The sequence below is a fragment of the Undibacterium sp. Di24W genome (assembly GCF_049340325.1).
Lineage (GTDB): Bacteria > Pseudomonadota > Gammaproteobacteria > Burkholderiales > Burkholderiaceae_D > Undibacterium.
In genome coordinates this window covers 21890-34311 of the sequence record NZ_JBMPOP010000001.1, presented here as the reverse complement: position 1 = coordinate 34311, position 12422 = coordinate 21890, and the positions used below count along the sequence as shown (strand labels likewise).

The following is a 12422-nucleotide window of genomic DNA, read 5'->3' as shown; positions in this document are numbered from 1 at the left end:
GTTATCGTTGTATTGACATAATTTTTTGATACTCGACGAAACACTAAGGAGGGATTTATGGCAAGTGCTTTTAAAACATTCGGAGTTACGATGCTGTCCTCACTTGCGATTCCGGTCGCTGGCCTGTCTGGATTGGGGGCAGCTGGGGCAGGGTTGAGCTGGATTTTTTTTAAAGGTAATCGTACAGCCGGAGTTGCAGAATTTTTTCTAGTCTCGGTAATCATATTTGTGCTGACTTTTCGATTTCTCGTGAAGCTACAGAAAAACGCAAAGGAATTGGTTCAAAAGATTAATCAAGAAAATCAACTAGACTTGGACGCCTCGAATTTGCTTGGCTACCCAAGCCCTGTATTTCTCTCATTTGATTCAAAAAATCGAAGAGTCGCTATTTGCAATTCGGTTGATGGTTCTTATCGGTTGAATGATTTAAATTATTTAATTGAATGGCGCGTTGAGTGGCGTATCAAGACCTCGATGGAAGCGACGGGGCTAGGAAAACAAATAAACGCGACGGGAATGCGCGCACCATCATTCGAGCAAGTTGAGCGAAGAGCAGATTTTTGCCTCGTACTGACTGTAAGTGATCCGGGTAATCCGATTATGAAATTTCCGATGAGTGAGCGCGCATGTCATGAATGGTATGCACGACTCAATGTTATTTATAACGGCTAATACGAGCATTCATTTGGGAATTTAGCTAATCTCTCTATTCTCTTGGTAATTTGAAAGTTAGAAGGCCAATTTTCTTTCTCATGCGTCCAAATCTAAGCATTGTCTACTAAGCTTACGATGGGTGATTGTAGAGGTGCCCAACGATATTTCTAGCAAAAGAATCGTAAGCTAAGAATTTTCTACGAAATTGGAGGGAGTCCAGCATCCCTAACGTAGAGTGTCGAAAGTTTTGAGGCAAGTTCATTAGGGCTAACACCAGAGTTCAAAATTCGCGACAGCTCAATCTTCAGTTTCGAAAAGCCTTCTGCATGTTCATCGCGAAGCACCGCTGAATTTTGATCTATAGAATCGGCTTCGAATAGCTCCGCAAGTCCTTCTGTTCCATCTACATGCTTTGGTAAGTTGTATGTGGCTTCTTCACACAATGAAGAGACCGCCAGTTTGAGTTCTTCTTCTTTAGTAGGTAAGCTTTGAAGCGAATATTTATATCTAACTAGTGTGCCGAATTTGATTGAGGTCGGTGTTAAAACGGGGACTTCACTTGGGGTCGGCTCAAGTGCCACTACGATGTAGACAGCGTTTTCTCCATTTGGTATCTGTAAAATGTAATGAGAAGCAAGTCCGCTCTCATCACCCTGCAAAATCAATGTTTGCTGTTTTTGAGCAGAACTGAGGCAGAATTCAAAGACTGTTTTGATATCCTTGATGCTCCCCAATGCAGTCCATTTGTGGATCATATCGTCGCGCAGGCTTTTGGCCTTTAGACCAAGGTGATGCATGATCGCGGCAACGCGTTTTTCAGAAATTACTTGTTCACGTCCCCGCAGCCACACTGATAGGTTGGCGGTTTTAACATCAGTAGCGAAGCTAAGGCTACTTAGCGTTTCTCCGCGAAGTCTAGTTAACGCAGCAGCGACTTCATAAATTTTCTGTTCTGGCATGGCGGACATAATTCTCTATTTAGCTAATCACTGTAATTTACTATAAATATCTATTGTATATCGATAACAAAGCTTGTTGTGTGCTTAATATGCTGTTACTATAATTTATAGTAAATAGATTTCAAGTGACTCAAAGGAGTAATCGATATGAAAAAACGTGATTCAGGTGATTTTTTTTGTATGACCCGTTCCGACTACGATTCAAAAATTCAAAAACTCAAGAAAAAGTTCAAGTGGATGCGAAATTTTGAGCTCGAGTTTGATCCTGGTTTTTTAGGAATTGTCGAAGAATTTGTCATATCATTCGACGTGTTTTTGAAGCAGAACGAGGTCGTTAATCTTGAATATTTTGGCATTACGATGTTCGGTGAAACCTTAGATATTCGGTCGAGTTGGCTCTGGGCGAATCGAGAGCAAGCGGATGCAGGAGAGTCTCTGATTGATGAGGCGATCAACAAGTCAAAAACGGTTTGTCGTGTTTGCGGTCGGCGGAAACCGCTACACGGCCAATATGATTTTCAGAATAATCGTTGCTATTTGCATTTCGATGCACCCAAGTTTTTCGTCGAGGGAGAGATAGTTGAAAAAAATGAGAAATTCTCATTGGGCGAAATAGCAGTGGAAGCAAGCCGATTAATGAAGGCGGATTTACACGATTCAACCCCAAGAATCCGACTATTTGATGAAACGAAATTTCAAGTCTTTGTTTCGAATCTTGTATCGATGCGAGCGGAAAAGAAAGACCGTCTTGACCGTATGCTGAGTTCAATACGTAGTGCAGGGCAAAGTTCTCGAATGCTAGCCATTTTGCCTGCAGATTGGGAAATAAAACTAGATGAATTGGAAGAGACTTTTCCAAACTTCGCTTCCTTTTGTGATTTGCTTCGTGACCAATGTGCACTTAGTGCTCTCGGGGATAAACGAATTAAATTCGCCCCGACTCTTTTCGTCGGCCCACCTGGCATCGGTAAGACCGAGGTCACCAATTGGGTTGCAGAATACTTCAAATTGCCGACACGTTTCTTCGATATGGCGTCGGCACAAACTAATTCTTCAATTAGCGGCTCTGAGGCGTATTGGTCCAACACGCGCGAAGGTGGTGTTTTTGAGATGCTTGCTTATCAACCGTTTGCTAATCCAATCCTCGTTCTCGATGAAATCGATAAAGTCTCACAAAGTGACCAGCATGACCCATTGTCCGCTCTATATTCCTTACTTGAACCTACGACTGCAAGAAGATTTTGTGATCTTTCCATAAGAGACTTTGAGATTGATGCAAGCCACATTAACTGGATAGCCACGGCAAATTCGTTAAGCACCATTCCGAAGCCTATCTTGTCACGTTTTAATGTGTTTGAGATTTCGGCTCCGAGTAAGGCGCAGATTTCAAAAATCGCGAAGCAGATCTATCGAAAAATTCGAACTGAATCAAGTTGGGGCGAGAGTTTTTCGCACGATTTAGATGATGCTGTTGCAGCGCTCCTTGCCAAGCAATCGCCACGAGAACTTCGGAAGTTGATGGAACGCGCATTTGGTACTGCTGCGCGCCAAGGTCGCCGTGTGTTGATTGTTGATGATTTTGCATACACGTCGCGGGTGAGTGATGCGCCTCAAATTGGATTTCTGGCGAATCAAAACGGCGCTCGGGCGTTCTCATAATCTATGAGGCATCACTTTCGCCTTGAGCAAGTCATGATATATCGCAGCTACTTACTAAAGATCGGATTTGTATATGAGTGAGATTATTGCGTTGGATGCAGATGGAGTATTGCTTGACTATCATGCCGCATATGCGCAAGCCTATTGGCCGATTGATCGATGGGATGTTCGAGCGCTAGAAGGAAGCCAGCTGGTACACTTTCGAGCACAGTTTGATCGAGAGTTTTGGTCTACGATTCCAGCAATGGAAGGAGCTGTAGAAGCCTGCTGCAGCTTGGTTGAACGAGGCTATGAATTGGTCTGTGTCTCAGCTATTGAATCAAAGTATGAAATTGCGAGGTTAGACAATCTTAAGATGCATGGTTTTCCAATCTATCGAGTTGTTGCGACTTCTTCTGAAGTCCAGTCAGAGAGTCCAAAAGCGAGAGCGTTGCGAGAGTTGAATGCAGTAGTATTCGTAGACGACTTTGCCCCATATTTGGCTGGAGTCGCAAAGAAAATCCACAAAGCCCTCATCCTGCGGGAGAGCATTGGAAGTCCAAACGTCGGTGAAAACCTCAAGCTTGCAGACACAACTCACAATGATTTACTCGCATTTTCTGATTGGTGGTTGAACGAAGGATCGCATTAGGCATTGGCCTTCACTAAAAACATTTCGAAAACCTATTCATACCAACGTTCTAAGCTGAAATGATCGCGACATAATATGTCGCGAGATTCTAATATCCTCCTCGATTCACAGGCCCCACTATGCTGGATCGAAATTAACCATGCAAGTCGACACAATTACATGTAATCGCTGCGATTATTTCATTGCTTTACGTGTAAAAAATTTCAAAAGAAATTCACTGTTTGATTTTCGAAAATTTTTTTACCAAAAGACGCGATTTTGACTGTTCAAATAGTGGTGCTATGTCCTATGATGTGCACGCGAATCGCCTTGTGATGCGATTGAATATCTTGTTGAATTCTATTTGGAGATTGAATGTCTGATGCATTAAAGCGCCACTTTGATATTTTGAAGATGCTATCAAAAGATAGAGCGCTAAAAACATATGATGTTCACCAAAAATTAGAAGCACTTGGTCACGACATTTCTAAGCGCACGGTCGAACGAGATTTACAAAGTTTGTCGCTCACTTATCCAATAGCTACCGATGAAAAGGATAATGCGCTGTGGTGGCGCTATGCGCAAGGAGTAGCGATCAATCTATTCCCAGGTTTGAGTGAAGCAGAAGCGGTGAGCTTCATTATGCTAAAACAGTTAGCTGAGCAACTGCTGCCAGAAAGCTTGGCCCAAGACTTGGAGCCCTATTTTCAAGAAGCCAAACGCACGCTCTCTAGCGGGATAACAAAGAGTGCCATCCGTTCTTGGCCTGACAAAATTCGCACAGTACCCGCCAATCAACCGCTAATGAAACCGCTTGTGCCGCACGAAGTGCAAAAAGAAGTGCACGCGGCACTACTACGCGATCAGCAATTGCGCGTGTATTACCAAGCACAGGGCAAGCCAGCGCCCAAAGAATACGTGATCAATCTCTTCGGTTTAGTTGAACACGGTGCAGGGCAATACTTAGTTGTCAATTTCGATGGGCATGAGGCGGAGCGTATCATCGCATTGCATCGTATCCACAGAGCAGAAATGCTACCTACAAAAACTAATAAGCCAAAAGATTTTGACTTAGACGCCTACATCGCTTCTGGAGCATTTGGGTTCAGTGGTGATGCGCCTGAGATTAAAGTTGCTCTTCGTTTTTATAACGGTGCAGGCTTTCATTTGAAAGAAACGCCTCTAGCGGCAGATCAGCAGGTTCAAGATATCGACGCGCAAACTTTAGAGGTGTCGGCCACTGTTCTTGATAACAAGCGATTTCATTGGTGGTTAATGGGTTTTGGCGCAGATGTCGAAGTTCTAGCGCCGCGAAGCCTGAGGAATATGGTGAGTAAAAAACTGCACGCAGCAATTGAGTTTTATTAATTGCAATAAAAGAAATTGCCTGGTTTTAGATTGAATAGAACTTGGGTTGATCGAATGCGACATATTTTGTCGCATTCCCTAGGTAAGTTCCTAGTTAAGTTGCTGATTTGATGAGTTTTTGCACAGCGTAACGCAAAAACAATCAAGTTTTGAGAAATGGCAGTGAAATCATCAGGTGAGCTGGCCTTCGTTGTCATATTTACTGCTAAACTTGGCGTTCCTAAGTGAAACAAGTAGAAGCAAGAGTGAATGATGTATAGCGCTGAGATTGTGGCTGGTTCTTTGTTGATGAATGAGACGCGTAAGCTGGCCGAAGTGCTGCTGCGCGATCAGTCAAAAGCAGCGTGGTTGAATGCGGTGATAGGTGAAAATGTCCTACAAAAAAAGACCCAATCAACAGCAAAGCGCATGGCTGGTTTGATCCGTCATCGTTTAGAAACCGGGGATGCAGAGATTTGGAAGTTAATCGCCAATGGCGATTTTGAATTGTCTTCGCAAGCGACTTTGGTGTTAGTTATACGCCGCAGTCGTTTGCTCGCCGATTTTATGTCCGAAGTTTTGGGTCTAAAGATGCGGCGTTTGGATTTTAAGTTGGTACAAAAGGATTGGGATGATTTCTTGCAAGAATGCGAGTTACGCGATCCGGTGGTAGCAGGGTGGAGTGAGCTGACTAAAGCAAAATTGTTCGAAGTGCTAGTGCGCATATTGGCAGAAGGGCGTTACCTCAATTCGAGCAAAGAAAAAATGATACAAGGCGTCATGATCAGGCCAGAAATACGAGCCTATCTTGAAGCGACAAATGATCAAACAACATTGGCGAGCATGGAACTGCATCGATGAATTTAAATACTAGCGAAAATAACGAACAATTGCGCGATAGGCTAAATCGAGTTTTACCGCGTTTGCAGTCTGCAGATTTATTGAACAACAAAGGTTTGGGTAACGAAATCGGTTTCTATATCTTTGATTACCCGCCGGAGCATGAATTAGAGGTGGATGCGTTTTTAAAAGACGTGATTCTTCCCAGTCTCGATAAAGGGCCAACGCCTGTTCGCGCCTGCCACGTCAATTTATTTCAACTTGTTTTAGATGTGCTCAACAAGCGAGACTTGCTCGACCGTGCCGTCGCCCTACAAGCCAACAAAGGTGACAAAGAAGTTCTAAGAGCGATGAAGGGGCCACTAGAGCCAGCGAAGCTGGCGCAAGAATTTGTCAAAGATATCGACTTGACGCAAACCGACTTGGTCTTGCTTACAGGTGTTGGTAGCGCTTATCCCATGTTGCGCACCAATACGCTATTAAGTGCACTACACCCATTGATGGGACATATCCCCTTAGTCGTGTTTTACCCGGGTACTTACGACGGCACCAAGCTGCGTCTGTTTAATCGCCTCAGTGACGACAACTATTACCGCGCTTTCCGTTTGGCAGTCTAAACGCACAATGCCGCGCTCGAGGCGGTTGTCCAAGCACAAAACAGTATTTCCAAGAAAAAATCGAATAAGAAATAACCGAATAAAAGGAACACCATGCGTATCGCAGAACTTTTTAAGAAAAATATTACTCGTCCGATTAACGGTGTCGTCAAAGCCGACGAACGCGGTGCAGAAGCCGTCTGGCAAGAGTTAGATGAATATGTCGTCACGCAAGAGCTTGATCGCCATTTTCGTCGTTTCTTTGAAAGCTATCTGCAAGCCAAAGATAATCCTAATGACCCTAATATCAATTCACGCATGGGCGTTTGGGTATCGGGCTTCTTCGGCTCTGGTAAATCCCACTTCATTAAAATTCTCTCCTATTTGCTGAACAACTTCGAAGCCCAAGATCCGCATAGCAGCGCAACGCGCAAGTCGGCTAATTTCTTCGACGACAAAATCAATGACGCGCTCTTGCTTGGTGATGTTAAACGTGCGGTCAAAGACGAGACTGACGTTATTCTGTTCAATATCGATAGCAAAGCAGACAGCAAAGACGACCGTGACGCCATCTTGTCAGTCATGCTGCGCGTCTTCAATGAGATGCAAGGCTACAGCGGTGATGCACCGCATATTGCTGGTATGGAGCGTTATCTTGTTAAAGAAAACGCCTATGACACCTTCATGACTCATTTCAAGTCCCTCACGGGAAAAGAATGGGTAGCCGAGCGTGATGCCGTTGATTTCATGCGCGACGAAGTGATTCAATCGCTGATGGTCGCTTTGAATATGTCAGAAGACTCCGCCGCCAAATGGTTCGACGATGCACCGCATAAATTCAGCATCAATATCGAAGGCTTCGCCAAGCTCGTCAAAGAATACCTAGACAGCAAGGGGCCAAAGCGTAATATCGTTTTCTTAATCGACGAGATCGGCCAGTTCATCGGTGAAAACACTCAGATGATGCTTACACTGCAGACTATCGTTGAAAATCTCGGGACGACTTGTAAAGGCCGCGCTTGGGTCATCGTCACATCACAAGCCGATATCGATGCCGTCATTGGTGACAACAACAAAGCACGCACCCAAGACTTCTCAAAAATTCAAGGCCGCTTCCACACGCGTTTGTCATTATCCAGCTCCAATACGGATGAGGTCATTGCTAAACGCCTGTTAGCGAAAACCACTGAAGCAGAAAAAGCCCTTTTGAATTTGTTTGTTGAAAAAGGCGATGTCATCAAAAACCAATTAAGCTTCATTGGTAATGACGTCAATATGAAAAACTATAGCAATGAAACTGATTTCATCTCGCTTTATCCATTCGCGCCATATCACTTTCAATTAGTCCAAAAGATTTTTGAAGAGATCCGCAAAGTCGGCGCAACGGGCTTCAACCTGTCAAAGGGCGAGCGCTCCATGCTCGACGCCTTCCAAACCGCAGCCCGTTTGAATCAAGACCGTGGCATTGGTGTGTTGATTCCAGTCTATGACTTCTACCCATCAATAGAAGGCTTCTTAGATCCTGTCATCAAAAAGACGATCGATCAATCGGTGACGAATGAAGTCTTAGAAGAATTCGATAGCAAGCTACTCAAAGCTTTGTTCCTGATTCGCTATATCGAAATCATCAAGCCGAATATCGACAACTTAGTCACACTCTGTATTGATGAAGTTGATGCCGACCGTTTAGCATTAAAACGCCGCATCGAAGCGAGTTTGACACGTCTCGATAAAGAAAATCTGATCAATCGCAATGGCGACCATTACTACTTCCTCACTAACGAAGAGCAAGATGTTAGTCGTCAAATTAAGCAAGTCGACATTAGCTTTGGCGATCAAACGAAGATGCTCTCCGAACTCTTGTTTGAAGAAGTCTTCGGCGGGCAAAGCCGTATCCGCTTCAAGCTTAACAAAACCGATTACGATTTTAACCGCCTGTTAGATGCGGTTCCCTACAAGACTGCCAGCCACGAACTCACGCTCGAAGTCATCAGTCCGCTAAATGATGACTACCTGCGCTTTGATGAGGCGCGTTGCATCAACCGCAGTAGCGAAGCGCTTTCCGCATTGATTTATCTGCGTGACGACAAAGTGCTTGGTTCAGAGTTACGCACCTGGTTGCAAGTCGATAAATTCGTGCGCATCAATAATACCGCACAGGCAGCACCAACTTTGCGCAAAATTTTAGCCGAGCACGCCAGCGACAACACCAGCCGCCGTGCTCGCTTGGTTGCTAAATTGACCGAGCTAGTTCAAACAGCAGATTTCTACGCGCTCGGCCAAAAGCTAGCTATCAAGGGTAGCTCACCAGCCGCGCAGTTAGACGAACAGGTCAACTATCTAATCACCAACAGCTACCCAAAACTCAGTTACCTCAAAGTATTGCAAAGCGATGTGCTCTCCGAAATCCGCGCTACCTTCTCCATGACCGATGTAGGCCAAAGCAGCCTCAATTTGAATGGTGAAGAGGGCAATGCCCAAGCAGTCAAAGATATGCGTGAATACCTAGGCCTCGCTGCCAGCCAGTCACGCGTATTACTGTCCGACCTCACCGAACGCTACCGCAAGCGTCTGTATGGTTGGCCAGAAATGGAAACTGCACTCATCATCGCTCGATTATTCATGGCAGGCGAGATCAAGCTGGCCTTAGATGGCGGCGACTTGGATGCAGCCAGCGCTTTCGAGCCATTCTCAAAAGGCGTGCGCCATCGCAATATCTCCATTCTCAAGCGCAAATCGACCGATGCGGGCGCACTCAACCGCGCAAAACTCTTATATAAAGATTTGTTCAGCGCCTTACCAAAAGACGAAGAAGACGCCTTAGTTGCAGACTTCCGAGACAAGCTACAAAAAGAATGGAAACAGCCACTGGAAGTCAACAAAGGTATTGCTGCCAATGGTCAATACCCAGGCAAACAAGCAATCGCGAATGCGCTCACAGAAATCAATCGCCAACTCGCCATCAAAGACAGCTTTGAATTCTTAGAAGGCCTCAATTCCAAAAAGAGCGAGTGGCTCGATTTGCAGGAAGAGTTGGAAGATATTTTAGGTTTCTACAGCAAACAACGCGAAATTTGGGATGAGCTCTTAGCCGCGAAGGCACGTTTCGCCCCTAACCATGACATCTTAGTCAAAGATGCGAACGCCAATACTGCCTTGATTGAGCTTGAAAGTATTCGCAACAACGAAAAGCCCTACGCACAAATCAGTCGTATCAGTGGCTTGATCGCGCAAGTCGAAGCAGTTAATCAATTACATCTAGCTCAGCGCCGAGAGCATGCACTAAGCCGCATTGACCATCGCATCGCAGAAGTAAAATTGGATTTGGAAAAGATTCAGGCAAGTAGCGACTTGAGTAACGATGTACTGATGAAGTTACAAACAATTCGGCAGCAGGTCACCAAGATCACCAGCATCCCAGAGATACATGCCAAACAAGAAATCGCTGCCGAGGCGCAAGATGAGGCCAATGACAAAATTGGTAAAGCAGCGGCTAAACAAGCGGCAGCAGCCAAGGTAGTAGCTGCGGTTCAGGACTCAGGTTCAAGTGCGACGACGACTGTGTTGCCAACAACGCCAGCAGCGCCAGTGTTTGTGAGCAAACCAAGTAAGACCATACGTGCCGCAGAGCTATCGACCAAGAGTTATTTGGAAACCGAAGAAGATGTGGAGGCTTATTGTAATCAATTGCGCCAGCAATTACTGGCGGCAATTCAGTCTGGGCATAAGGCGCGAATTCAGTAGCTCATTTTTTAGCTATTTATTGTTTTGGTTTTCTAGTAATTTTTGATTTTGTGAAATGAGGTAGTGCAATGTCACTTGGAATGAATTTGCTTAAAAAGACAAAAGATGAATATTTGAAGGAAATAGCGAATCTCGTTCGTGATGAAAAGACGCTAATTTTTTTCGATACTAATATTTTGGCTTACCTTTATAAATTGCATGGAGCTGCGCGTAATGAGTTCTTTATTTGGACTGATTCAATATTGACAGAGGAACGTTTGTGCATTCCAGCTTGGTCTGCAAACGAATATTTATCTAGAGTCACGTCGAAGCAACTACAAGCTTATACACCGAAAAGTAAAGAGCCTGACCAAATAAAAAAAGCATTGGAAGCAATGCTTGGAGCCGCATCCTTATTTGTAGATACCACACTTTTATCTAAAATTAGTTTTGTTGGAGATCGCGCCAAATATTTGAGTGATTTCGAAAAGGCAATTAATGCGTTACCACAATTTACATGTGCGTTTAAGCAGGAATTTGATCCAGAAATTGTGCATGATGAAATTCAAAGCCATCTTGCCACCGCAGTTTTGAAGTCCGATATTTCTCAACTATGTGTTCGTGCGTCGAGAGAAGGTGATAACAGATTTGAACATAGATTACCTCCGGGTTTCAAAGACGGGAAAAAGGATGAAAATCGCTTTGGAGATTTGATCATTTGGTTTGAGATCTTGGAGCATTCATCTACAGTTAGAGAAAAATTTTCTAACGTAGTATTTATATCTAATGATGAAAAATGCGATTGGGTTTATGCACCTAAACGTCGAGAAGAAATTCTTGGCGCCGCACGCAAGGCGATCGCAAACACCAAGCCCGAGTTGAAAATAATTGATCCTCGATTGAAATCAGAATTTGATAGGGTAGTCGGACACGATAATATTTTCATCTGCACTTTGTTCGATTTGATCGAAGGGTTATCAATTGAAAATGCTGATAATTTCGGTCAACTTGCGCAGGCCATTCAAATAAATATCGAAGAGCGAAGCGAGACAGAAATTGTTGGTGCGCCGGTATCGGAATCAGTTGTAAATCTGGTCGCCGCGGAATGCCCAATTCACGCTACATCTGAAATGCAAGCGACAGCGCAGATTATTCGAACGGAACACTGTACTGGAAAAATGAGTTCCGATCCTTCTATTCTTTGTTATGGACAGAATGCAATTTCTGATAGCGAATATGCAGTTGAGGCACCTTCCGTCGTTAACGAAATTATTCGAGACTTGAAATCGCATAATTGGTACGTTCAAAACCCCGCTATAGTAAAGATATATTCAATTGGCGATCAAGAAGTTGACCCTGATTCATGGTTCGTATTAGGACGGAATATTTATCAAGCAGCATGTGGGAATGCTGGTAAGGCAATGGATTTTATCGCCAATCTCGGCGTGAATTTGAGCCGTCTGCCCTCGAGCAGTGCTAATCATATTTTGGCTGGAATCGTTTTCGAAATTTATTTTGATTCATTTGGTCAGTTTAGGAAGGAACCGAAGGCTTACCTTATTGAGACACCTTTGCAGCAGATTGCAGAAAGTCAGTTTGAGGACGTTAAAAATTTTATTCTTATTGCCTTAGAACCATTTTTAGCTGACTTGCAATTTAAGCCCGGAGATTCACAAAAAGTTCATCTGCGGATTGAGTCCTTAAATATACCAACTCCAGGAAGTACCGAGGAAACTAACCGTTATCATGTGATATCTGTTCAATTTGAAGGAAAGGAATTACTTTCAAACCGAGATGAGGATGCATGGACATATTCGATCACAGATAGCTTTACGATTAAGACATTAGTTGAGTACCTTTCAAAAAATCTGGCTATTCCTCGATGGGCAATTGAGCGTCACTTTGAGCCCGGTGTAAGACTAGATGCGATATTTTTTATGTCAGACGATAAGATGATCGATTTCCATTTAGCGAGTGCAAATGAAAACATAAGTACCATTGAATCATAATTCCAAAAAGTGCCGCGAGAACGAA

The 12422-nt window shown here is 44.0% G+C and carries 9 protein-coding genes; 8 read left to right on the top strand and 1 reads right to left on the bottom strand.

Annotated features, from left to right (window positions below; translation table 11 throughout):
• Positions 1-57: 57 nt before the first annotated feature.
• Positions 58-672: a hypothetical protein gene (locus ACO0KZ_RS00130; protein ID WP_422991513.1), complete on the top strand. Its 615-nt coding sequence runs from the start codon at positions 58-60 to the stop codon at positions 670-672.
• A gap of 179 nt (positions 673-851) precedes the next feature.
• On the opposite strand, the gene ACO0KZ_RS00125 is transcribed toward ACO0KZ_RS00130, so the two are convergent.
• The gene (locus ACO0KZ_RS00125) at positions 852-1622 is read right to left on the bottom strand and encodes a hypothetical protein (RefSeq protein WP_422991511.1); all 771 of its coding nucleotides are present in this window, start codon (positions 1620-1622) and stop codon (positions 852-854) included.
• A gap of 138 nt (positions 1623-1760) precedes the next feature.
• Here ACO0KZ_RS00125 and ACO0KZ_RS00120 point away from each other — a divergent pair, with 138 nt between their 5' ends.
• From ACO0KZ_RS00120 to ACO0KZ_RS00090, 7 genes are all read left to right on the top strand, one after another.
• Positions 1761-3272, top strand: coding sequence for an AAA family ATPase (locus ACO0KZ_RS00120; RefSeq protein WP_422991509.1), 1512 nt, complete (start codon positions 1761-1763; stop codon positions 3270-3272).
• Positions 3273-3345: 73 nt separating this feature from the next.
• Positions 3346-3903, top strand: a complete 558-nt coding sequence (locus ACO0KZ_RS00115) for an HAD family hydrolase (protein WP_422991507.1) — start codon at positions 3346-3348, stop codon at positions 3901-3903.
• A gap of 354 nt (positions 3904-4257) precedes the next feature.
• Positions 4258-5250: a helix-turn-helix transcriptional regulator gene (locus tag ACO0KZ_RS00110; RefSeq protein ID WP_422991505.1), complete on the top strand. Its 993-nt coding sequence runs from the start codon at positions 4258-4260 to the stop codon at positions 5248-5250.
• 249 nt (positions 5251-5499) lie between these two features.
• Positions 5500-6090 carry a DUF1819 family protein gene (locus ACO0KZ_RS00105; RefSeq protein WP_422991503.1) on the top strand — a complete coding sequence of 197 codons (591 nt, stop codon included), beginning with the start codon at positions 5500-5502 and terminating at the stop codon, positions 6088-6090.
• Positions 6087-6686, top strand: a complete 600-nt coding sequence (locus ACO0KZ_RS00100) for a DUF1788 domain-containing protein (protein ID WP_422991501.1) — start codon at positions 6087-6089, stop codon at positions 6684-6686. The genes ACO0KZ_RS00105 and ACO0KZ_RS00100 overlap by 4 nt, the downstream gene beginning before the upstream one ends.
• Positions 6687-6779: 93 nt before the next feature.
• Positions 6780-10409 carry a BREX system P-loop protein BrxC gene (gene brxC / locus ACO0KZ_RS00095; RefSeq protein WP_422991499.1) on the top strand — a complete coding sequence of 1210 codons (3630 nt, stop codon included), beginning with the start codon at positions 6780-6782 and terminating at the stop codon, positions 10407-10409.
• Between the two features lie 68 nt (positions 10410-10477).
• A complete protein-coding gene (locus ACO0KZ_RS00090) occupies positions 10478-12397 on the top strand; it encodes a PIN-like domain-containing protein (RefSeq protein ID WP_422991497.1) in 1920 nt (639 codons plus the stop codon).
• The last annotated feature ends 25 nt before the right edge of the window (positions 12398-12422 follow it).